Genomic DNA, 20,885 nt, shown 5'->3' on the forward strand with positions numbered 1-20,885 from the left:
CGTCAGAAGTCGATGCTGGCGGAGACCTGCACGGTACGCGGCGCACCCAACCCCAGGCTGGTGAGCAGCGGCATGCCCCAGTAGGCCTTGTTGGTCACGTTCTCCACCGTGCCGCGCAAGGTCACCGGGTGGTCGGCCACCTGCAACCGGTAGCGGGCACCGACGTCGTAGATGGTGTACCCAGGAATCGACTGGCTGTTGTCGCTGCTGATGTACTGTTTCGACACGGCGGTGGCGTTGGCGGTCAGGGTCAGGCCATCGAGCAGCGGGGTGTCCCACTCCACGCCCAGTTTGCCCTGCAGTTTCGGCTGGCCGGTGGCGGTCTTGCCTTCATCCGAGCCGCTGGCGGCCTTGGTCACCTTGGGATCGAGGCGGGCCACGCCGCCCATCAGGCGCACGTCGGTCAGCGGTGTGCCGAAGAAGCTCCACTCGAGCCCGCGGTTGCGCTGTTCGCCGCCGAAGGAGAACACCCTGGTTACCGGGTCGGTGAAGCTGCTGGGGCGTTCGATCTGGTACAGGCTCAGGGTGTGGGCGAAGTCGCCAAGGTCGAGCTTGACGCCGACTTCCTTCTGCTTGGACTTGTAGGGGGCGAAGACTTCGCCGCGATTGGCCGTGTTGAACGGCGCGATGGCGCCCTTGCTCAGGCCCTCGATGTAGTTGGCGTACAGCGACACCTCGTCAGTGACCTTGACCACCACTGCCGCCGCCGGGGTCGTGGCGCTCTCGTTGTAGCGTGTGGTGTGCGCGCCGCTGCTGACGTCGAAGCTGTCGGTCAGCACCTGCTGGCGACGCACGCCCAAGGTGAGTTGCAGACGCTCGTCGAGGAACGACAGGGTGTCGGCCAGGCCGTAGCTGCTCAGGCGCGACTCGGTGTGGGAGATCGGCGGGTAGCTCCTGGCGGCTTCCGGTCCCCAGACCGGGTGGTAGATGTTGTTGATCCACTCGGCCCCCGGGACGTTGCGTCGGCCATAGTCGTGCTGCTTGTCCGAGTAGTGCGTGGCGTTGAGCGACCACTGGTGACCGACGCCGAACGTGTCGAAATGGCCGCGCAGGCCGGCCTCGCCCGAGGACTTTTTGAGGTCGATCTTCAACTGGCCCATGTTCGTCTCCATATCCCCGGCGGTGTTGAACACCTCGGCGAGCATGGTGCCACTGTAGGCGTAGTCGGTCTTGCTGGTGCCGGCCGCGGCATAGGCCATGAGGTTGTCGTTGAGGTCGTACTCGCCGCGCACGATCACGCCCTTGTCGCGGGTCTGGACGAAGCCCCAGTCCGGGTTGAGCAAGGTCTCCGACTTCGGCGGCCTGGGCACGGGCACGCCTGCGGCCAGGCCGATGCCGCGGTTCTGGCCCCTGACCCTGTCCTCGCTTTCGTACAGGTCGGCGGACAGGCGCGCCCGCTCGCCAAGCCAGTCGAGGCCCAGGGCGTTGAGCTCGGCTTTCATGCGCTGATGGTCGGTCGCGGTGTCGCCGTCGCGATAGACGCTGTTGAAGCGCACGCCGAACTGCTGCTCTTCGCCGAAGCGCCGGCCGACGTCGAGGTGCCCGCCGAACTGCGCGTCGGACATGTAGGTGGTGGTGATCCGCGTCAGCGGTTCGGCGCCCGCGCGCTTGGGCACCAGGTTGATGCTGCCGGCCACCGAGCCGGCCGGTGGCATGCCGTTGAGCAGGGCAGACGGGCCCTTGAGCACTTCGATGCGCTCGTACATCTCGGGCGAGATCCGGTAGTAGGGCGCCATGCCGTACAGGCCACCGATGCTCACATCGTTGATGTTGGAGTTGAAGCCGCGGATCGAGTAGTTCTCGCTGTAGGTGCCCTTCAGGCCATTGCTGAACACTGCGGGGTCGGTCGCGGCGATCACGTCGGTGACGGTTTGCGCCTGGGTGTCCTGGATGTACTGGTCGGTGTAGCTGATGGTGCTGAACGGCGTCTCCATGAAGTCCTTGTTGCCCAGCAAGCCGACCCGGCCGCCCGAGGCCACCTGGCCGCCAGCGTAGGCGGGGGGCAAGGCACTCGGGGCGTCGAGGTCGCCTTCGACCCGGGTCTCGGTCAGCTCGAGGCTGCCGCTGGCCTGGCCTTGGCGGGATTTTTCCACTTCCTCGGCGCGTTCCACGGTCTGCGCCGCGGTCACGCTCATGGACGCGCCGCCCAGGCCGAGCAGCAAGGCCATGTGCACGGCGGTGAAGGTGCGATTGAGGTCGAAGTGGGGCACAGCCGGCTGCTGCGCCGGGCTGACACGCTGTTGCGACATGCTGGATTCCTTTCGATTCGCAAGTGAGTGAAGGCATTCACTAGGCTTTCCGACCCAGTACGGAAAAACCTCAATGCAAATCATTAACATCCAGCAATGCGATTGGTGCTCAGCCAGGCAGGGTCAACGGGCGATGAGGATATCCTCGAAGAACGCCCCGACCGGTTCGCTGGGGTGGCACAGCTGGATCTCCAGCACCCAGACCATCTCTCCCGGCACGATCTGCAGGTCGGCCAGTTTCTCCTGCCCGTACAGGACATGGGGGAAGTCGGCGATGCGATGCCCGGCCAGGTTGCGCTCCAGGCGCCAGCCCCTGGCTTGGGCGCTGCGCTCGGCAACGTTGTACAGCTCGCGCCCGGTCAGCCCACCGCGCCAGGCCTGGCGCGTTTCGGCGAACACCGCGTGCAGCGCTTCGACACAGGCGTGGTGCAGGGGATGGTCGCCGAACACGAAAGTGTCGCCATAGTCGCCCTCGTAGCCGTCCCAGACCGGGCCGAGGTCGACCACGGCAATATCGCTGGCGCGCAGCCTGCGCTGCGGGTCGATGCCCTGGCGCGGGGTGCGCACGGTGTCGTCGCCGAAGCGGATATAGGTCGGGTGCCAGGTGTACGAGGCGCCCATGGCCCGCAAGGTGCGCTCGGCCATGGCCAAGGCCTGGGCGGTGGTCATGCCGACTTCCAGCTGGCTGGCGATGGCGGCCAGGGCCCGTACCGTCTGTTCGCGGGCGGCGAGCATGCCGTCCAGCGAGTAGCGCGGGCCGACTTTCTCCAGTTGTGGGTCCAGTGCCGTCGACGGCAGCGCTGCGCCGCTGGGCACGAAGGCCTCGGCGATGAAGCGATGGGCCTGCACGCCTGCGCCAAGGCATTGTTCGCGGACCTGCTGGATCATCGTGCCGTTGCCACAGGCATAGACCTGGGTATCGGCCCTGTAATGTGCCTGGGCCAGTGCCACTTGCTGTACGCGGGCCTGTGCCGCCAGGACCGGGTACCAGCGAAAGCGAGGGTGCGCCTGGCTGCTCTGGTCGAGGAACGCACGGTCGTAGAAGTCGGCCGGCGAGGCGCCGCCCCAATACAGCGTGACCTCGGTATTGCGCGCCAGGGCCGTCAGCAGCAGGGGCTTGATGCCGGCATAACCGGTCCCTGTGGCGAACAGCACCACGGGGCGTTCATCTTCATGTTGCCAGGTGCAGGCCCCCACCGGGCCTTCGAGCATCAGCACATCGCCGATGTCGAGTGACGGCAGCAGGCGTTCGGAGAACAGGCCGCCAGCGACACTGCGTATCTGAAACACCATCCGTCCCTGATCCAGGGCCGGCAGGTTGGCGATGGAGAAGCAGCGGCTGTCACCGTTATCAAGGCGGAACCTGACGTACTGGCCGGCACGTACCTCGACGGGTTGTTCGGGTTGCAGCACCAGCTCGGTGATATCAGTGCTCAGGGGGCGTTTGCCCAGCACCCGGGCGCTGAAGGTCAGTGTCGGCGTGTCCAGTGACCAGCCGGGAATCGCCAGGCGCATATCGCCGCAGGCGTGGCTCTGGCATAGCAGCAGTTCGTCGGCGGCCAAGGGGTAGGAGGGCGCGGGCGTGTCTGTGTCGCGCTGCTTGTCGCGATATTGACCGGCGACCACCTTGACCTTGCACGAGCCACAGGCGCCGCGACGGCACGAGAAGGGCACGGCCAGGCCACTGGCGAGCATGGCGTCGAGCAGCAGTTCGTCGCCGGCCTCGAAGGTTCTGCCCGAGGGCGACAGTTCAATGACATGGTGGTTGGGCATGGCGACCTCGCGGCAGTGGGAGCGGTGATTGTTGCGGTAGACTTGGACCAGGAGAACCTCCAGTTTTGGATAATTCACATGGTCCAGTTACGCAAATGGCGGCCGCTGCTCAACCTGGAAGGGGACGAGCCGCAGGCCTCCTATCGAAAGATCGTCGAGGGACTGGTCAACGCGATCAGCGATGGCCGCCTGCTTCCCGGAACCCCCTTGCCGGGTACTCGGGACATGGCGCAACTGCTCGACGTCAATCGCAAGACGGTGATCCTTGCCTACGAAGAAGCGGCGACCAAGGGGTGGCTGTACAGCGTGCCGCGTCGTGGCACCTTCGTCAGCCAGCAGCTCGCCGCGCAGGCGACGCCGGCGCGCAAGGTGGCGCAGCCATTCGCTCCGAAATTGCGCGATGCGCCTGCCACTGCGTATTTCGCGGCGAGCGAACAGGCGACGGCGTGGCATCAGCGCCCCGGGGCGCTGTTCTTCGACAACGGCGCCTGTGACCATCGCCTGTTGCCCCAGGCGGTCCTGCACCGTTACTACCGCAAGGCCCTGCGTCACAGCTTCGCCAGCAATACCGTGCGCCATGGCAGCGACGGCAGCGGCCATCACCTGCGCCGCGTGTTGGCGGACATGCTGCGCCAGGAGCGTGGGTTGAACGTGGGGGCCGAGCATATCTGCCTCACCCAGGGCACGCAGATGTCGCTGTACCTGGCCGCCAGCGTGTTGCTCAGGCCTGGTGACGTGGTGCTGGTGGAGCGGCTGAGCTATCCGCCGGCCTGGGAAATCTTCCGCCAGCTGGGCGCCCGGCTGGAGACCGTGGACCTGGACGAGGAGGGGTGTCGGGTCGAGCAGATCGAGGCGCTGTGCCGGCTGCATCCGGTGCGCTTTCTGTATGTCACGCCCCACCACCAGTTTCCCACCACCGTCAGTCTGCGCGCCGGTCGCCGGCGGCACTTGCTCGAACTGGCGCGACGTCATGACTTCTGCGTGATCGAGGAGGACTACGACCACGAGTACCACTTTGCCGGGCGGCCCTACCTGCCGCTGGCCAGTGATCCCCTGCAGCGCCATGTGATCTATGTCGGCTCGCTGTCCAAGTCATTGGGCAGCACCTTCCGTTGCAGCTTTATCGTTGCGCCGCCGGCGGTGACCGAGACGCTGAGCCGCACTGCGGCGCTGATCCTGGGGCAGGGCGATGCGGTGATGCAGCGGATGCTCGCCGACCTGATCGAAGCCGGTGAGCTCAGGAAGCACCTGCGGCGGGTATCCAGGGAGTACCGGCGCCGCCGGGATATGCTCCTGGGCTGCCTGCGCGAAGCCTTCGGCGAGCGCATCGCGGTGCAGGTGCCGGAGGGCGGGTTGGCGCTGTGGGTGAGGTTCGCCCCGTCGATCAACGTGGATCGGCTGGTGGTCGAGGCGCTGCGACTGGACCTGGTGGTGCGTGCCGGCCGGCAGTTTTCACCCGCCGGCCAGCCCGAGAATGCCCTGCGCCTGGGGTTCGCCTCGCTGGATCCGGACGAGATCCGCCAGGCCGTGCAGCGTCTGGCCCAGGCCGCGAAGGCCGTGGCTGGCTGAAGCCTGCTACTGCAGCGCGCCCTGTTCCTGCGCCGGGGCGCCGAACGAGACGTAGTAGGCCAGGCCGACGAAGATCGCTCCGCCCACGGCATTGCCCAGGAACACCGCCGCCAGGTTTTCCAGCAACTGCCCCCAGCTCAGGTAGCCGGCAAAGATCGCCGCCGGGATCAGGAACATGTTGGCGACGACGTGCTGGAAGCCGATGGCGACGAAGGCCATGATCGGGAACCAGATGCCGAGGATCTTGCCGCTCATCTCACGGCTGGCGTAGGACAGCCACACCGCCAGGCACACCAGCCAGTTGCAGCCGATGCCGGAGACGAAGGCATGCAGGAAATCGGCGCTGACCTTGCTGGTGGCGCCCGCCAGGGTCTTGCCCAGGTACGGTCCCTCGGTCAGTCCGAGCAGATGGCCGAAGCAGTAGGCGACGAACAGCGCGCCCAGCAGGTTGGCCAGGGTCACCAGGGCCCAGTTGCGCGCCACCGCCCACAGGCGGATACGCCCGGCAAACATCGCCAGGGGCAGGCTCATCATGTTGCCGGTGAGCAGTTCGCCTCCGGCCAGGATCACCAGGATCAGGCCGATGGGAAATACCGCGGCGCCCAGCAGGGTGCCGAACGAAGCCCATGGCGTGGGGATCATGGCGCTGACGTGGATCGCCAACAGGAAACCCAGGGAGATGAACGCCCCGGCCAGGAAACCGAGGATCAGGGTGGCGCGGGTGGGCAGGTGGGCTTTGCGGGTGCCGGCTTCTATGACCAGCTCGGTGATCCGGGAGGGGGTATTCACAGACATTTCAACAACTCGAACGCAAGGACGACGGCTTGGGCCGTGGATCGGGGTTTGACAGCGGCGGGGCGGTTTCGAAGCGGGCGGCACGTTAGCTGAGGCAATTTGACGCGGTCAAATCGATAGGCTGGATGAGGTGATAGATCTCATCTATGAGAGGCGGGTGTTCAAGCGGGCTGTGCTATACCAAAGCGACCGTGATGGTAGTCGTGCATCGAGCTGGCTGGCAACGTACTGGCCTGTTCGATCTATTCGAGGAGGGAAAATACCTATGAACACTGTCGAAATCGAACCGCAGGCTGTCGACAGCCCGATCACCCGTAGTGCGATGTTCCTGGTGGCGACGCTCACCGAGGACGAGGGCAGCGCTGACCGTGTACGCGAACTGTGCGCTGACCTTGCCGGGCTGGTGCGTTCGGTGGGCAAGCGCGTACCGGCCGGTAACCTTTCGTGTGTCATCGGTTTCTCGGCGTCGGCTTGGGCGCGCCTGTTCGGTACTGCGCAGCCGGCCGGCCTGCATGCCTTTCGCGAGTTCGGCAGTGGCCAGCGCAAGGCGGTGGCCACGCCGGGCGACATCCTCCTGCATATTCGCGCCGAGCACATGGACCTGTGTTTCGAACTGGCCGCGCTGCTGGTCAAGCGTCTGGGGCAGGCCGTCACGGTGGTCGACGAGGTGCAGGGTTTTCGCTATTTCGACATGCGCAGCATCATCGGCTTCGTCGACGGCACCGAGAACCCGGGCCCGCGGGATGTGGCGCGCTTCACCCTGGTGGGCGCCGAGGATCCGGCGTTTGCCGGGGGCAGTTATGTGCTGGTGCAGAAATACCTGCACGACATGACCGGTTGGGAGGCACTGTCCACCGAGGCGCAGGAGCGCATCATCGGGCGCACCAAGCTGTCCGATATCGAACTGGATGCCGCCAGCAAGCCCAGCTGCTCGCACAGCGCGCTGACGACCCTGGAAGAGGGCGGCGAGGAGATCAAGATCCTGCGCGACAACATGCCCTTCGGCCGTCCCGGGGCCGGGGAGTTCGGCACCTATTTCATTGGTTATGCCCGCTCGCCGGCACCGATCGAGCAGATGCTCGAGAACATGTTCGTCGGCAAACCGCCGGGCAACTACGACCGCCTGCTGGACTACAGCCGTGCCGTCACCGGTGGATTGTTCTTCGTGCCGACGGTGGACTTCCTCGAGCAGGCCGCTGGATGACCGGCTACCGACGCGCTTGAAAAGGCGGCGCGGGACGTGCAGTATTCACCAAATTACATGGTACATGCCATGGTATGTAATGGTGGAGTGAGCAATGGCCCGCATAGGCATCGACAAGGCAGCTGTTCAGCAGGCGCGGCAGGCACTGATGGCCCGCGGTGAGAATCCGAGTATCGATGCGATACGTATCGAGTTGGGCAATACCGGGTCGAAGACCACCATCCACCGCTACCTGAAGGAACTTGATCGTCAGCCTGCGTCGCTGCTGGGCAACAGCACGGCGCTGAGCGAACCGCTGGGTCGGATGGTCGGGCGACTGGCCGCGCAACTGCAGGAGGAAGGGCAGGCGCGCATCGACGCTGCCGAGGCCGCAGCCGAAGCACGCTGCGCGGCGATGCAGGCTGAATTGCAACTGGCTCAGCGCGAGCTGGCCGGCGCGCTGCGCCAGGTCGAGACCTTGAGTGGTGCGCTGCGAGTCGAGTCCGAACGCCTGGCCGCCAGCCAGGCCAGCCTGCAGGCCGAACAGCTGCGCAGCGCCGGTCTAAGCCAGTCCCAGGGCGAATTGCAGGCACGTCTTGCCGACAAGGACGAGCAACTGCGCGTCAGCCTCGAACAGCGCCAGCAGGAGCAACGCCGCAGCGAGACCCAGGTGCGCCAGTTGCAAGGCCAGCTGCAGACCCTTCAGCAGGGCGCCATCGCCCGCCAGGATGAGCTGACCCGCCTGCACCGAGACAACGAACGCCTGCTGGCCGAGCAGCGTCAGGCAACGGCACAGAGCCGGTTGCTGGACGAGCAATTGCAGCAGCGTGATGCCCAGGTGCAAGGGTTGCGGGCGATACTGGCCCAGGCCCAGGGCGCCAATGACGAGATGCGCCGCCAGTTGGCGACGCGAATCCAAGGCGCTCCATAATGATCGACGGTCCCCTGTAGGAGCGGCCTTGTGCCGCGAAAGGGCCGCAAAGCGGCCCCGGCGATCTTTCATCGACGCTGAAATCCTGGGGCCGCTACGCAGCCCTTTCCGACCGGTCCGACGCCTCGGCAAGGCCGCTCCTACAGGGTGCGCGTACGGCCCAAGACAGTTGTTACAACAGGAAATGCGCCGTTCGTTCAAGCGTCACGCTCAGGCACTAGGCAACACTGGGGCTCCATCCATGACCGGAGCCCTCCATGCGCATCCTCTATGCCCCATGCTTTTTCCTCGGCTTCATCGGCACAGCCGTCTACCTGATCAACCTCGGCGCCGACATTCTCTGGCTGTTGCCCCTGCTAGGCGTGGCCATCCTGCTGTCGTTCACCTGCGAGGCACTGTACCCCTACAAGTCCGCCTGGAGCGAGGCTGACGGGGAGGGCGGGCGCGATGGCCTGCACGCGCTGGTCAACGAAACCCTGAATGTCGCCAGCATCGCCACGATTCCACTGCTCGCCGGCTGGCTGCCGGCCAGCGGACTGTGGCCCAGCCATTGGCCAGTGCTGTGGCAATTGCTGCTTGCCATACCCCTGGCCGACCTGGGCATCACCCTGGTGCACTACGCCAGCCACCGCAGCGCGTTGCTCTGGCGCCTGCACGCGGTACATCACAGCGTGACCCGGCTGTACGGCTTCAATGGCCTGATGAAGCACCCGCTGCACCAGCTCGCCGAGGCCCTCGGCGGTGTGCTGCCGCTGCTGTTGCTGGGCTTGCCGCAGGATGTCGCGGCGCTGCTGGCTTTCAGTATCTCGGTGCAGTTGCTGCTGCAGCACAGCAATGTCGACATGCGCATCGGCGGCCTGCGCCATCTGTTCGCCTGGGCGCCCGTGCACCGGCTGCACCACCTGAAGTACGGCACGCTGGGTGACGTCAATTTTGCCCTGTTCTTCCCGCTGTGGGATCGCCTGCTGGGGACCGCGCTGCACCTGCCTGGCTATGGGCTGGCCGATGACGACATGGGCATCGGTGATCGCCCGGACTACCCGCAAGCGTACCTGGCACAGCTGCGTGAGCCGTTTCGCCCGACAGCCACGGCGCAGCCGCCGGCACCACTGCCGCGCGGCCTGCGCCAGGCCCTAGACCAGCGAATCTGAGCGCAGGTGGCGCAGGGCCTCGCTGGCGCGGATACCGAACTGCTGACGGAGGCTGCGGGACAGGTGCGCCGAGTCGGCAAAGCCTGCGGCCATGGCCGCTTCGGTCAGGGAGGCGCCGGTCAGCGCTTGGCGCAGGGCATGGCGCAGACGCTGCCACAGCACCATGCGTCGTACCGACAGGCCTAGGCTGCCGCTGAACAAGCGCTCCAGCTGACTGATCGACACCGTGGCTTCCTGCGCCAGTGTCGTGGCTGGCAGGCGCTGCTCGTCCAAAGCCCGGATCCGCGCCAGGGCCCGGGTCAGGCGCGGGTCCAACGAGCGGCGCGGTGCCAGGCGCAACGCCTGGGCCAGATCCGGGATATCACGGGGCGCCTGCTGGCAGACGTCGAGCAAGGTCTGCAGGGAAAACGCCAGGGGTTCGGCGAACAAGGTGATGCAGGGGGGCTGATGCCCGGGCATGGCGTGGGGCTGCAACGACTCGATGCCCAGCAACCTGCCGCTGCACTGTTCGCCAGCGATCTCAACGCATGCCTCGCCCTCGAGTGGTAACAGCACCTGGTGGGCATAGTGGGCGTGGACACTGGTGCGCCCTGGTGTGCCGAGCAGCAGGCAATGGTCATCGTCCAGCCAGAGTCGACCCCGCCAAGCGCTGTCCTGTCGTTCGTTCATTCCGGGCGTCCTATCCGTACTGGTCGATAAACACTCATGCGAGTGGATATCGTTCAAAGGCCGATTATGCTTGAGGTGACTTGCCGCGATCCGAGGCCGATGCCTCGTCGTGCTTCGCGCAGCCTGCAATGCCCTTGGGCCTGGGTGCGTGCTTTGGGATCTGATGGAGCACTCCGGTCTACCACAACCAGACGGAGGCGACCCATGGCGGTCCTTGACAGCGCATCCACGGGCAGTAGCGCGCCCCAACGTGGCATCACCCGGGAGGAGCGCAAAGTCATCTTTGCCTCTTCGCTGGGCACCGTGTTCGAATGGTACGACTTCTACCTCTACGGATCACTGGCGGCGATCATCGCCAAGCACTTCTTCGCCGGGGTCAATGAAACCACTTCATTCATCTTCGCCTTGCTCGCCTTTGCCGCCGGCTTTGCCGTGCGGCCGTTCGGCGCCATCGTGTTCGGTCGCCTGGGCGACATGATCGGGCGCAAGTACACCTTCCTCATCACCATCGTGATCATGGGTATATCCACGGCGGTGGTGGGGCTGCTGCCCAGCTACGCGACCATTGGCGTGGCCGCGCCGGTGATCCTCATCAGCCTGCGCCTGCTGCAGGGGCTGGCGCTGGGCGGCGAGTACGGCGGCGCCGCTACCTATGTGGCGGAACATGCGCCCAAGGGCAAGCGCGGCTTCTTCACCGCATGGATCCAGACCACCGCGACCCTTGGCCTGTTCCTGTCGCTGCTGGTGATCTTGGCCTGTCGTACCGCCCTGGGCACCGAAGCGTTCGAGGCCTGGGGCTGGCGCATTCCGTTCCTGCTGTCGATCCTGCTGCTGGCGATCTCGGTGTACATCCGCCTGCAGCTCAACGAGTCGCCGGTGTTCATGAAGATGAAGGCCGAAGGCAAGGCGTCGAAGGCGCCGCTGACCGAGTCGTTCGCCCGCTGGGACAACCTCAAGGTGGTGATCATGGCGTTGCTCGGCGGCACCGCCGGGCAGGCGGTAGTGTGGTACACCGGGCAGTTCTATGCGCTGTTCTTCCTGTTGCAGACGTTGAAGATCGACCCGCAGACCGCCAACCTGCTGATCGCCGGCTCGCTGCTGATCGGCACGCCGTTCTTCATCTTCTTCGGCAGCCTGTCCGACCGCATCGGGCGCAAGAAGATCATCATGGCCGGCTGCATCATCGCCGCGCTGACCTACTTCCCGATCTTCAAGGCGCTGACCGAGTACGGCAACCCGGACGTGTTCGTCGCCCAGGAGCAGAACCCGGTGGTGGTGGTGGCCGACCCCGGGCAGTGCGCGTTCCAGTTCGATCCGGTGGGCAAGGCCCGGTTCACCAGCTCCTGCGACATCGCCAAGAGCCTGCTGGCCAAGCGGGCGATCCCGTATGAAAACGAGAAGGCCGAGCCCGGCAGCGTGGCGCAGATCCGTATCGGTGAGCGGGTGATCCCGAGCTTCGAGGGCAGCAGCCTGGCCGCGGCGGACCTGAAGACCCAGGGCGATGCCTTCACCGCCACCTTGACGGCGGCTCTCAAGGAAGCCGGCTACCCCGAGAAGGCCGACCCGGCGAAGATCCACTACCCGATGGTGTTGCTGTTGCTGAGCATCCTGGTGATCTACGTGACCATGGTCTACGGGCCGATCGCCGCCTGGCTGGTGGAGCTGTTCCCGGCGCGGATCCGCTATACCTCCATGTCGCTGCCATACCACATCGGCAACGGCTGGTTCGGCGGCTTCCTGCCGACGGTGGCCTTCGCCATGGTCGCGGCGACCGGGGACATCTACTACGGGCTGTGGTACCCGATCGTGATCGCGGTAATGACCGCGGTGCTGGGAATCTTCTTCCTGCCGGAAACGAAAGATCGCGACATCAACCACACCTGACCGGCCGCAAGCCCGCTCCACACGCTCGTGGGAGCGGGCTTGCCCCGCGATGACGGTTGATCAGTCGAAGTATCCACGCAAGGTAAATCGGTACCCGACATCCACCGCTGAGGTCTGCGGTCTGGCATACGCCTTCTTGAGCACGAACTCGATCGCCGGCTCGTACAGCCCGTCGCGCACCACGGCGCCCGCCAGCACCTCCACCGTGTACCAGCCGTTGTCCAGCTCGATGATCGGCCGCCCCGGCTCCTGGTAGCGCGCCAGCAGGTCGCCCAGGGCCTTGTTGGTGAAGTGCTGCAGGACGCGCCAGGTGAACAGCATCAGCGCACGATTCTCGACCCGCAGCACATACCCCGCACGACGATGCTTCAGACGGCTGCCGGGCTCCAGCAGTGCCGGCGTGCGCTCGTCGAGGGTGAACAGGATGCGGTAGGGCAGGTTGTCGATCCCGGCCAGCGGCAGGATCACCCCTTGCGCCACCGCCAGGTCGCCGCTGTCGGTGCTGGTGAAGGCCCGGGCGAGGTCGTCGGGCAGGTCGTGGTCTTCCTTGAACTGTTCGAGCAGTTGAACATCGCCAAGCAGGAAATAGTCGATCAGGTCGTTGAGCACTTCACTGAATTCGTAGCGCATGGGTTGTCCTTGTTCTGGCTGCGCCGGGGGAAGTCAGCAATGTAGCAGTCCTGGCAAGGCCCGCCATCACCTATCGAAGGGGTCACTTCAGGCTGCCTTCAGATTCGCCCCCGATACTGCCCGTACTGCAACCTACGGGGCCTGTCATGACCGAGCCGACCTGGAACAGCCTGTTTCCCTTGTCCATTGGCACCCATGCGCATCACCAGGCGCAGCTCACGCTGCACGACCCGGAAACATCCGGTCGCGCTGCGGTAGAGCAGTTCATCCACGCACGATTCGCCTGTGTCCACCATGCCGATGTCCATCATTACCTGCCGCAGCTGCTGGGCCTGCATGACCGCCATGGTCGATTGATAGCCGCCGCCGGCCTGCGCCTGGCCGTCGCTGCGCCGCTGTTTCTGGAACGCTACCTCGATATGCCGCTGGAGCACGCCGTGGCGGCTGTGGCAGGAAGCCCGGTGCCCCGCGAGCAACTGGTGGAGGTGGGCAACCTGGCCGCACTCAGCGCCGGCAATGCGCGGATCATGATCATTGCCGTGACCTGGTTGCTGGCCGCCCGTGGCCTGCACTGGGTGGCGTTCACCGGTGCGGCGACGTTGCTCAACAGTTTTCGCCGGCTGGGCCTGGAGCCTACGTTGGTTGCCCAGGCCGACCCCCGGCGTATCGACGATGACTCAGGCACTTGGGGCAGCTACTACGCACATCACCCACAGGTGTTCGTCGGCAGCATCGACCAGGGCCATGCGGCATTGGCCCATGCCGGCGTGTTCGAGCGGCTGGGTCTGCCGACGATCCGCCAGGAGGCCGGTCATGCCGCATGACATCCAGCGCTTTTTCGAAACGTTGCAGGTCCATGGCCGACACCGCGGTGCCCAGCCAGCGGTACAGGGCACTGGCGAAAGTTTCACTTATGAGCAACTGCTGTGCGAGGTTCGGCAGCGGGCGGGCTGGCTGCGCGAACAACCGCCCGGTACCTTCGCCCTGGCCCTGGAAAACGGCCCGCAAGCCCTGCTGTGGGATCTGGCGGCACTGATGGCCGAGCGTCCGTGCCTGCTGCTTCCGGGCTTCTTCAGTGCGGCCCAGCGACGCCATTGCCTGATGCAAGGTGGCGTGACACGGGTGCTGGCCGATGCCGGCCTGGCGGCGGAACTGAGCGACTGCGGATTCACCCGGGACGCACGATTCTGGAGCCGGGACAGCGTCGCGTCGCCGCCCCTGCCGGACGGTACCGCCAAGATCACCTACACCTCCGGCAGCACCGGGTCGCCCAAGGGCGTGTGCCTGGGCGCGACGGCCCTGGTCAGGGTGGCCCACGAACTGGAGGTCGCCAGCCGCGCGGCGATGCCGGGCAAATACCTGGCGGTGCTGCCGCTGGCGGTGCTGCTGGAGAACCTGGGCGTGTACGCGGCGCTTCTGGCAGGCGCCAGCGTCATGCTCTACCCGCAGTCACAGCTGGGCATAGGCGGCGCCAGCCAGGTGGATTTCAGCCGTCTGCTCGGGGCCATCGCCCTGAGCGGTGCCGAGAGCCTGATCCTGGTTCCGCAGTTGCTGCTGGGGTTGGTCACGGCTATCGAACGTGGGGCGATGCGGGTCGGCCCGTTGCGCTTTGTTGCCGTGGGTGGCGCCCGGGTGGCCGACAGTCTGCTGTCGCGCGCTGCGGCGGTGGGGTTGCCGGTGTACGAGGGGTACGGGTTGTCCGAGTGCGCATCGGTGGTGTGCCTGAACCGGCCCGGGGCGCTGCGCCCGGGCAGCGTCGGACGACCGCTGCCCCATGTGCAGGTGCGCATCGCCGAGGATGGCGAGGTGCTGGTGGCGGGTACGGCGCTGCTCGGTTACCTCGGCGAGCCTGCGTTCGATGGCCAGTGGTGGCCTACCGGTGACCTCGGCCAGCTGGACCGTGACGGCTACCTGCACCTGGCCGGGCGCAAGAAGAACCAGTTCATCACCAGCTTCGGCCGCAACGTCAACCCGGAATGGGTCGAGGCCGAACTGACCCAGGGCGGAGTAATCGGCCAGGCCTTCGTGCACGGCGAGGGCCTGCCCGGCAACCTGGCCCTGCTCTGGCCCCTGGACCCGCAAGTCAGTGATGGGCAGATCGCGACGGCGGTCCGCCAGTGCAACGACGGTCTGCCGGATTACGCCCGGGTGCATGCCTGGCGGCGCCTGCCTGAACCTCTCAGCGCCGAGGCGGGCACCCTGACCGCCAATAGCCGTCCCCGCCGCGACGTAATCCTGCGGCATTACCAATCCCTGTTGTCCGACCTTCAGCATCCGTGAGGTACGCCATGTCCTTTTTCGAAAACCTGCAAGCGCAGACTGCGAGGGAGCGTGATGCCTTGTTCAGCGTCCCGGTAATCCGCGATGCCCTGGGTGGGGTGGTCAGCCTGGAGGGTTACGTGGCTTTCCTGACCCAGGCTTACCACCATGTTCGCCATACCGTGCCGCTGATGATGGCCTGCGGCGCGCGGTTGCCGTCGCGCCTGGAGTGGCTGCGCGGCGCGGTGTGCGAATATATCGAGGAGGAGTACGGCCACGAGCGCTGGATCCTCGACGACATCGCCGCCTGCGGCGCCGACCCGGCCAAGGCCCGTGACGGCCGGCCGGCACAGCCGATCGAACTGATGGTGGCCTTCCTCTACGACCTGATTGCCCGGGGCAACCCGGTGGGGCTGTTCGGCATGGTCAATGTGCTCGAAGGCACCAGCATCGCCCTGGCCACCCAGGCCGCCGGCAGGATCCAGGGCAGCCTGGGGCTGCCGGACAAGGCGTTCAGCTACCTCAGCTCCCATGGCACCCTCGACCAGGACCACATGCTGACCTATCGCGGCCTCATGGACCGCCTGGAGGACAGCGACGACCAGCAGGCGGTGCTCCACGCCGCCAAGGTGGTGTACCGACTGTACACCGAAATGTTCCAGGGCTTGCCGCGGGCCGGCCAGACCGAGGTGCGCCATGCGCCTGCCTGAATGCGTGGTGGTGCTGACCGGTGCCAGTGGCGGCATCGGCCTGGAACTGGCCGAACAGTTGTGTGCCGCCGGCGCGCGGGTGCTGGCGGTAAGCCGGCACATGGGCAAGCTGGCGCAGTTGATGAACCGCTACCCGCAACAGTTGCGCTGGCAGGCGGCCGACCTGCGCGGCGCCGAGGGTCGCCAGGCGGTGCTGAGCGCCGCCCGGGCCATGGACGGGGTCAATGTGCTGATCAATGCCGCCGGGATCAATCGCTTCGCCTTGCTCGACCAGCTCGATGAAGCCGCCCTCGACGAACTGCTGGACATCAACCTCAAGGCCGCGGTGCAGCTCACCCGTGGCTGTCTGCCGTTGCTGCGCCTGCAGCCTCGGGCGCTGGTGGTCAACGTCGGCTCCACCTACGGCTCGATCGGCTACCCCGGCTATGCCGCCTACTGTGCCAGCAAGTTCGCCCTGCGCGGCTTCTCCGAGGCCCTGCGCCGCGAATTGGCCGACACCTCGGTGAACGTGCTGTACGCCGCGCCGCGGGCAACGCGCACGGCGATGAACAGCAGTGCCGCGACGGCGCTCAACCAGGCGTTGAAGGTCGGCGTGGATCAGCCGGGGGATGTGGCCCGGGCCGTGCTTGCCGCGGTCCAGGCCGACCGCAGCGAGTTGTACCTGGGCTGGCCGGAAAAACTCTTCGTGCGTTTGAACGGCATGCTGCCCGGGCTGGTCGATCGTGCCCTGCGCAAACAACTGCCGCTGATTCGTCGCTACAGTGCCCACCCGGGCAAGGAGTCAGGCAAATGAAACCTCTGTTACTGGCCAGTGTGCTGGCCTTTTCGCCCGTTGTCTGGGCGCTGGACCAGGCCGGCAGCCAGCGTTTGAACGAGGTGCAGCAGCGCTGGGCGCAGATCCAATACCAACTGCCCGAGGCGCAGCGCAGCAAAGCCTTCGAGGCCCTGGCAGCGGACGCGGCGGCTTTCGTTCGTCAGTACCCGGGCTCGGCGGAGCCGCTGATCTGGGAAGGTATCGTCGACAGCAGCTGGGCCGGTGCCACGGGTGGGCTCGGCGCGCTGGGCAAGGTCAAGGCCGCCCGCGCCAGCCTGGAGAAGGCCTTGGCGATGGATCCCAAGGCGCTGCAAGGCTCGGCCTACACCAGCCTTGGCGCGTTGTACGACCGGGTACCGGGCTGGCCTTTGGGGTTCGGCGACAAGGACAAGGCCGAGGCCATGCTGCGCAAGGCATTGGCAATCAACCCCGACGGTATCGACAGCAACTACTTCTGGGCCGACCACCTGTACCGGCAGAACCGCTACGCCGAGGCCAGTGCCGCCCTGGGCAAGGCGCTGCGCGCCGCGCCACGTCCGGGGCGCGAACTGGCCGACGAGGGTCGGCGCGGGGAAATCAATGCTTTACTCAAGGCCATCAAGGACAAACAGGACTGAGCATGCGCCTGCTGCTGGTTGAAGACGACCCCGCCTTGGGCGAGGGGATCTGCGATGGCTTGCGCCTGGAGGGCTATACCCTCGACTGGTTGCAGGATGGCCAAAGCGCGCTGCACGCCCTGGGTGTCGAGACCTTCGACCTGCTGGTCCTGGACCTGGGACTGCCGCGGCTGGACGGGCTCGAACTGCTGCGACGCCTGCGCGCAACGGAAAACACCCTGCCGGTGCTGATCCTCACGGCCCGCGACGCGCTCGAGGACCGCATCGCAGGGCTTGACGCCGGCGCCGACGACTACCTGGTCAAACCCTTCGATCTCAACGAACTCAAGGCCCGTCTGCGCGCCTTGCTGCGGCGCAGCGCCGGCCGCGCCAGGGTGCTGATCGAACATGCCGGGGTCAGCCTCGACCCGGCCACCCAGCAGGTGCACTACAACGGCCAGCCGGTGGTGCTCACACCCAAGGAATACCTGCTGCTGCACGAATTGCTCGCGCAACCGGGCAAGGTCTTCACCCGCGAGCGCCTGACCCGGTTGCTCTATGGCTGGGATGAAGAGCCCGAGAGCAATACCCTGGAGGTCAACATCTACCAGTTGCGCAAGAAGCTGTTCAATGGCCTGATCCGCACCGTGCGTGGCATCGGTTACCTGGTGGAGGGGCGTGCATGAGTTCGCTGCGCCAGCGAACCCTGTGGCGGGTCATGCTGTTGCTGCTGGTTGGCAGTGGCCTGCTGGCGCTGTACAACTATCACGACAGCCGTCACGAGATCACCGAAGTCTACGACGCCCACCTGGCGCAGAACGCACGCCTGCTGCAAGGGGTCATGAGCCTGCCGGTGCAGGAGCAGAACCGCCAGGCGCTGTACCAGGCATTCGATGAAGCCTTGAGCAAGGCGGGGCGCCATCGGGTCGGTCACCCGTATGAAAGCAAACTGGCCTTCCAGGTGTGGGACGATCGCGGCAACCTGCTGGTGCGCACGCCCAGTGCGCCTGCGTTCACCACGCCACCGAGCACGCCGGGGTTCGCCGACATGCAGGTACAGGGGCAGCGCTGGCGCGGCTTCGTGCTGCCGGTGCCGGAGAAGCGCTGGCTGATCTGGGTGGGGGAGCGCAACGACGTGCGCTATGACCTCATCGACCGCATTGTGCGGCATACCCTGATGCCGTTCCTGCTCGGTAGCCTTGCCCTGGCCCTGCTGGTCTGGGCTGCGATCGGCTGGGGCCTGCAACCGCTGCAGAACATGGCCCGGGTGATCCGCGGGCGGCATGCCGAGTCCCTGGAACCCCTGCAACTGGTGCCGTTGCCCAAGGAACTGGAGCCCATGCAGGCGGCGATCAACCGACTGCTGGCGCAGATCGACGAGCTGTTGCGCCGCGAGCATCGGTTCATTGCCGACGCCGCCCACGAAATGCGTACGCCGCTGGCGATCCTGCGCCTGCATGCGCAGAACGCCCAGGCCGCCACCAGCGCGGTTGAGCGCGACAAGGCCCTGGGATTCCTGATCGGCGGAGTCGATCGCCTGGCCCGGGTGGTCAACCAGCTGCTGACCCTGGCGCGACTCGAACCCCGTCTGGCGCAGCGCGACTGGGCCGAGGTCGACCTGGCCGCACTGGTCGTCGAGACCTTGGCGCAGCTGACACCCTGGATGCTCGAACGCGGCCAGGAGCCTTCATTGGACATTGTCGAGGGTGCTGATTATCGGCTGTACAGCGATGCCGGCGCGTTGGGCATTGCCTTGCAGAACCTGGTGACCAATGCGGTGGACCATTCGCCGCCGGGCGGACGGGTACACGTCACGCTGCGTCGCGAGGACCAGGCGCTGGTCCTGGCGATCGAGGACGAAGGGCCGGGTATCGAGGCGGCGGATCTTGAGCGCGTGTTCGAACGCTTCTACAGCAAGGATGCGCCTAATGGTGCCGGCCTGGGCTTGTCGATCGTGCGTACCGTCGTCCAGCGTCTGGACGGTAGCGTGCAGTTGCGCAACGGTTCGCCGCGGGGCCTGTGCGCCACCTTGCGTTTGCCGGTGGCGCAGGGCTGATCAATGCCGTTGGGCGATCTGGATCAGGTTGCCGCAGGTATCGTCGAACACGGCCACGGTGACAGGGCCCATGGCCGTGGGCGGCTGGGTGAACTGCACGCCGGCCTTGCACAGCCGTTCATACTCGGCCTGGATATCGCGCACGCCGAACGAGGTGGCGGGAATGCCGTCCTGCTTGAGCGCGGCCTTGTAGGTCTTGGCCGCGGGGTGGGCGTCGGGTTCGAGCAGCAGCTCGACGCCGTTGGGGTCGTTGGGGGAGGTGAGGGTGAGCCAGCGGTGCTTGCCCATGGGGATGTCGTGCTTGGGTTCAAAACCCAGGACATGGTGGTAGAAGGCATGGGCCCTGGCCTGATCGTCGACGAGGATGCTGGTGACCACGATCTTCATCAGACTTGCTCCGTTGATTCCTCTTTCAAGCAAAGCATATTTCAGGTGATCTGCTGTGCAGGATGCCGGTCAAGCAGTGCGTTTCGCCGGGGCATCTCGCTCGAAGTCGATGACATAGTCCAGATACTCCCCTTTTTCGAGTGCCGCCAAGAACTCTCTGGCCGGGAATCTTTCGCCGTGAAGGTTGATTGTCACTTCCTCCACACCGTGGCTCGACTCGATAGCAAGGATGTCATTGCGCAATCCTTCAAGGGACGCGGTGCGATTGGGGTCAGAGAGCCAATAATTGACCATATGGGTGAAAATGAACTCTCGGCGCGTAACTCGCTGAGACTTCTTGAACTGTTTCTCATGTATCCAGGTGACCAGCGTGCAGTCCTGTTGCGGTTTGCCGTAATAGCTGGGCGCAACTGTTGTAGTTAGCAGCAGAGCGCCGTTTGGCGTCGGAATGTGCCTCTTCATGCCACCCGCGGCAAAACTGTAAGGGGGACGAACAGCGAGTTCGCTTCCCGAACTCTCGAGCCAGACGAGTGCGGGAAGGATTTCCTTGATTGCCGCTTCAATGGTTTCCACACCCAGGCGCTCGACGATGCGTTCCAAGCAGTGAAAGCTAATAGTGGCGACACTGTGGTTGCTTAACAACTCCCGAGTGTTGGTGCCATGCGTCTTGAAAATCATGACCAGCAGGACGTTGGCTGGCGTCGGCGAGTCGTTTTTGACCACGAAGGCATGGGTCCTACGGGTGTTGACTTGGTGCAGATGCCGATTGAGCTTGTGCTCGTTTTCCGCTGAGCGTTGCTGTTGCGCCTTGGAGCTTGGCGTATCGTCAGGCGCATTCGAGATGCCTTCAATGGGCATTGATCGGCTGAAGTTAAAGGCGACCTCTTGAACGAAGAAATCACTTTTTCGGGTCTTAAGCGCTTTACGGAGCGCATCCTCTCGTTTATCGACAGTGGTGATTCGTTTCCTGCTGCCGAGCAGTTGTGCAGCGAACTCCTGAAATGCAGTGTATGTGCCTCGCCAGTCACGCAAGCCCTGTGCGACGATGGTTTTAGCTTTGACTTCCTTTTCGTTGGTCACGGTGTGGACTTGCCTCATGTATCAGGGAGGCATGCATGATACCTCTGTCGAAGCCGGCTGGCACTGAACCAAGAGTCGGGGCCTGGATTGCCGTTATTACCTGGCAGGTCCGCATTGGGCTGTCGGTTGCCGGGCGATGCATATCTGCC

Annotated in this window: 19 protein-coding genes; 12 read left to right on the forward strand and 7 right to left on the reverse strand. The window is 65.4% G+C overall.

The annotated features are described in order from the left end of the window. Positions 1-2: 2 nt before the first annotated feature. A complete protein-coding gene (locus HU735_RS20665; protein WP_238349866.1) occupies positions 3-2,249 on the reverse strand; it encodes a TonB-dependent siderophore receptor in 2,247 nt (748 codons plus the stop codon). 123 nt (positions 2,250-2,372) lie between these two features. Next, the gene (locus HU735_RS20670; protein WP_186715018.1) at positions 2,373-4,100 is read right to left on the reverse strand and encodes a M24 family metallopeptidase; all 1,728 of its coding nucleotides are present in this window, start codon (positions 4,098-4,100) and stop codon (positions 2,373-2,375) included. Here HU735_RS20670 and HU735_RS20675 point away from each other — a divergent pair, their 5' ends adjacent. After that, complete coding sequence (locus HU735_RS20675) at positions 4,101-5,591, forward strand: PLP-dependent aminotransferase family protein (RefSeq protein WP_186715019.1); 1,491 nt, start codon at positions 4,101-4,103, stop codon at positions 5,589-5,591. 6 nt (positions 5,592-5,597) lie between these two features. On the opposite strand, the gene HU735_RS20680 is transcribed toward HU735_RS20675, so the two are convergent. Beyond that, the gene (locus HU735_RS20680) at positions 5,598-6,386 is read right to left on the reverse strand and encodes a formate/nitrite transporter family protein (protein WP_186715020.1); all 789 of its coding nucleotides are present in this window, start codon (positions 6,384-6,386) and stop codon (positions 5,598-5,600) included. Between the two features lie 265 nt (positions 6,387-6,651). Here HU735_RS20680 and HU735_RS20685 point away from each other — a divergent pair, with 265 nt between their 5' ends. The 3 genes from HU735_RS20685 to HU735_RS20695 all read left to right on the forward strand — a co-directional run bounded on the left by HU735_RS20685 (position 6,652) and on the right by HU735_RS20695 (position 9,651). Beyond that, positions 6,652-7,590, forward strand: a complete 939-nt coding sequence (locus tag HU735_RS20685) for a Dyp-type peroxidase (protein ID WP_186715021.1) — start codon at positions 6,652-6,654, stop codon at positions 7,588-7,590. Between the two features lie 94 nt (positions 7,591-7,684). After that, complete coding sequence (locus HU735_RS20690; RefSeq protein ID WP_186715022.1) at positions 7,685-8,500, forward strand: DNA-binding protein; 816 nt, start codon at positions 7,685-7,687, stop codon at positions 8,498-8,500. Between the two features lie 257 nt (positions 8,501-8,757). Continuing rightward, entirely contained in the window at positions 8,758-9,651 is an 894-nt protein-coding gene (locus HU735_RS20695; protein ID WP_186715023.1) for a sterol desaturase family protein, read from the forward strand. Here HU735_RS20695 and HU735_RS20700 read toward each other — a convergent pair. Next, the gene (locus HU735_RS20700) at positions 9,634-10,320 is read right to left on the reverse strand and encodes an AraC family transcriptional regulator (RefSeq protein WP_186715024.1); all 687 of its coding nucleotides are present in this window, start codon (positions 10,318-10,320) and stop codon (positions 9,634-9,636) included. The genes HU735_RS20695 and HU735_RS20700 overlap by 18 nt on opposite strands. A 204-nt stretch (positions 10,321-10,524) precedes the next feature. On the opposite strand from HU735_RS20700, the gene HU735_RS20705 reads away from it, so the two are divergent. Next, a complete protein-coding gene (locus HU735_RS20705; RefSeq protein ID WP_186715025.1) occupies positions 10,525-12,204 on the forward strand; it encodes an MFS transporter in 1,680 nt (559 codons plus the stop codon). A gap of 60 nt (positions 12,205-12,264) precedes the next feature. On the opposite strand, the gene HU735_RS20710 is transcribed toward HU735_RS20705, so the two are convergent. Continuing rightward, the gene (locus HU735_RS20710) at positions 12,265-12,834 is read right to left on the reverse strand and encodes a hypothetical protein (protein WP_186715026.1); all 570 of its coding nucleotides are present in this window, start codon (positions 12,832-12,834) and stop codon (positions 12,265-12,267) included. Positions 12,835-12,980: 146 nt separating this feature from the next. On the opposite strand from HU735_RS20710, the gene HU735_RS20715 reads away from it, so the two are divergent. The 7 genes from HU735_RS20715 to HU735_RS20745 are packed head-to-tail and all read left to right on the forward strand — an operon-like array spanning position 12,981 to position 19,269. After that, the gene (locus HU735_RS20715) at positions 12,981-13,658 is read left to right on the forward strand and encodes a thermostable hemolysin (RefSeq protein ID WP_186715027.1); all 678 of its coding nucleotides are present in this window, start codon (positions 12,981-12,983) and stop codon (positions 13,656-13,658) included. Continuing rightward, complete coding sequence (locus HU735_RS20720) at positions 13,648-15,114, forward strand: AMP-binding protein (RefSeq protein WP_186715028.1); 1,467 nt, start codon at positions 13,648-13,650, stop codon at positions 15,112-15,114. The genes HU735_RS20715 and HU735_RS20720 overlap by 11 nt, the downstream gene beginning before the upstream one ends. An 8-nt stretch (positions 15,115-15,122) precedes the next feature. Next, positions 15,123-15,803, forward strand: coding sequence for an iron-containing redox enzyme family protein (locus tag HU735_RS20725; RefSeq protein WP_186715029.1), 681 nt, complete (start codon positions 15,123-15,125; stop codon positions 15,801-15,803). Continuing rightward, complete coding sequence (locus HU735_RS20730; RefSeq protein ID WP_186715030.1) at positions 15,790-16,596, forward strand: SDR family oxidoreductase; 807 nt, start codon at positions 15,790-15,792, stop codon at positions 16,594-16,596. Before HU735_RS20725 ends, HU735_RS20730 begins: the two co-directional genes overlap by 14 nt. Beyond that, on the forward strand, positions 16,593-17,234 hold the full coding sequence (locus HU735_RS20735; protein WP_186715031.1) for a tetratricopeptide repeat protein: 642 nt from the start codon (positions 16,593-16,595) through the stop codon (positions 17,232-17,234). The genes HU735_RS20730 and HU735_RS20735 overlap by 4 nt, the downstream gene beginning before the upstream one ends. A gap of 2 nt (positions 17,235-17,236) precedes the next feature. Then, a complete protein-coding gene (locus tag HU735_RS20740) occupies positions 17,237-17,899 on the forward strand; it encodes a response regulator (RefSeq protein ID WP_186715032.1) in 663 nt (220 codons plus the stop codon). After that, a complete protein-coding gene (locus tag HU735_RS20745; protein ID WP_186715033.1) occupies positions 17,896-19,269 on the forward strand; it encodes a sensor histidine kinase in 1,374 nt (457 codons plus the stop codon). Before HU735_RS20740 ends, HU735_RS20745 begins: the two co-directional genes overlap by 4 nt. Here HU735_RS20745 and HU735_RS20750 read toward each other — a convergent pair whose 3' ends face one another. Both HU735_RS20750 and HU735_RS20755 read right to left on the reverse strand, forming a co-directional pair. Next, positions 19,270-19,656: a VOC family protein gene (locus tag HU735_RS20750; RefSeq protein ID WP_186715034.1), complete on the reverse strand. Its 387-nt coding sequence runs from the start codon at positions 19,654-19,656 to the stop codon at positions 19,270-19,272. Positions 19,657-19,725: 69 nt separating this feature from the next. After that, positions 19,726-20,736 carry a hypothetical protein gene (locus HU735_RS20755; RefSeq protein ID WP_186715035.1) on the reverse strand — a complete coding sequence of 337 codons (1,011 nt, stop codon included), beginning with the start codon at positions 20,734-20,736 and terminating at the stop codon, positions 19,726-19,728. Positions 20,737-20,885 lie beyond the last annotated feature (149 nt).

The organism is Pseudomonas sp. BW16M2 (genome assembly GCF_014268865.1).
Taxonomy (GTDB): Bacteria; Pseudomonadota; Gammaproteobacteria; order Pseudomonadales; family Pseudomonadaceae; genus Aquipseudomonas; species Aquipseudomonas peradeniyensis.

What these genes read in the sequence shown, in the direction of transcription:
- HU735_RS20665 (WP_238349866.1), bottom strand. Translation starts at nt 2,249, where the DNA reads ATGTCGCAACAGCGTGTCAGCCCGGCGCAGCAGCCGGCTGTGCCCCAC.
- HU735_RS20675 (WP_186715019.1), top strand. Translation starts at nt 4,101, where the DNA reads ATGGTCCAGTTACGCAAATGGCGGCCGCTGCTCAACCTGGAAGGGGAC.
- HU735_RS20680 (WP_186715020.1), bottom strand. Translation starts at nt 6,386, where the DNA reads ATGTCTGTGAATACCCCCTCCCGGATCACCGAGCTGGTCATAGAAGCC.
- HU735_RS20685 (WP_186715021.1), top strand. Translation starts at nt 6,652, where the DNA reads ATGAACACTGTCGAAATCGAACCGCAGGCTGTCGACAGCCCGATCACC.
- HU735_RS20690 (WP_186715022.1), top strand. Translation starts at nt 7,685, where the DNA reads ATGGCCCGCATAGGCATCGACAAGGCAGCTGTTCAGCAGGCGCGGCAG.
- HU735_RS20695 (WP_186715023.1), top strand. Translation starts at nt 8,758, where the DNA reads ATGCGCATCCTCTATGCCCCATGCTTTTTCCTCGGCTTCATCGGCACA.
- HU735_RS20700 (WP_186715024.1), bottom strand. Translation starts at nt 10,320, where the DNA reads ATGAACGAACGACAGGACAGCGCTTGGCGGGGTCGACTCTGGCTGGAC.
- HU735_RS20705 (WP_186715025.1), top strand. Translation starts at nt 10,525, where the DNA reads ATGGCGGTCCTTGACAGCGCATCCACGGGCAGTAGCGCGCCCCAACGT.
- HU735_RS20710 (WP_186715026.1), bottom strand. Translation starts at nt 12,834, where the DNA reads ATGCGCTACGAATTCAGTGAAGTGCTCAACGACCTGATCGACTATTTC.
- HU735_RS20715 (WP_186715027.1), top strand. Translation starts at nt 12,981, where the DNA reads ATGACCGAGCCGACCTGGAACAGCCTGTTTCCCTTGTCCATTGGCACC.
- HU735_RS20720 (WP_186715028.1), top strand. Translation starts at nt 13,648, where the DNA reads ATGCCGCATGACATCCAGCGCTTTTTCGAAACGTTGCAGGTCCATGGC.
- HU735_RS20725 (WP_186715029.1), top strand. Translation starts at nt 15,123, where the DNA reads ATGTCCTTTTTCGAAAACCTGCAAGCGCAGACTGCGAGGGAGCGTGAT.
- HU735_RS20730 (WP_186715030.1), top strand. Translation starts at nt 15,790, where the DNA reads ATGCGCCTGCCTGAATGCGTGGTGGTGCTGACCGGTGCCAGTGGCGGC.
- HU735_RS20735 (WP_186715031.1), top strand. Translation starts at nt 16,593, where the DNA reads ATGAAACCTCTGTTACTGGCCAGTGTGCTGGCCTTTTCGCCCGTTGTC.
- HU735_RS20740 (WP_186715032.1), top strand. Translation starts at nt 17,237, where the DNA reads ATGCGCCTGCTGCTGGTTGAAGACGACCCCGCCTTGGGCGAGGGGATC.
- HU735_RS20745 (WP_186715033.1), top strand. Translation starts at nt 17,896, where the DNA reads ATGAGTTCGCTGCGCCAGCGAACCCTGTGGCGGGTCATGCTGTTGCTG.
- HU735_RS20750 (WP_186715034.1), bottom strand. Translation starts at nt 19,656, where the DNA reads ATGAAGATCGTGGTCACCAGCATCCTCGTCGACGATCAGGCCAGGGCC.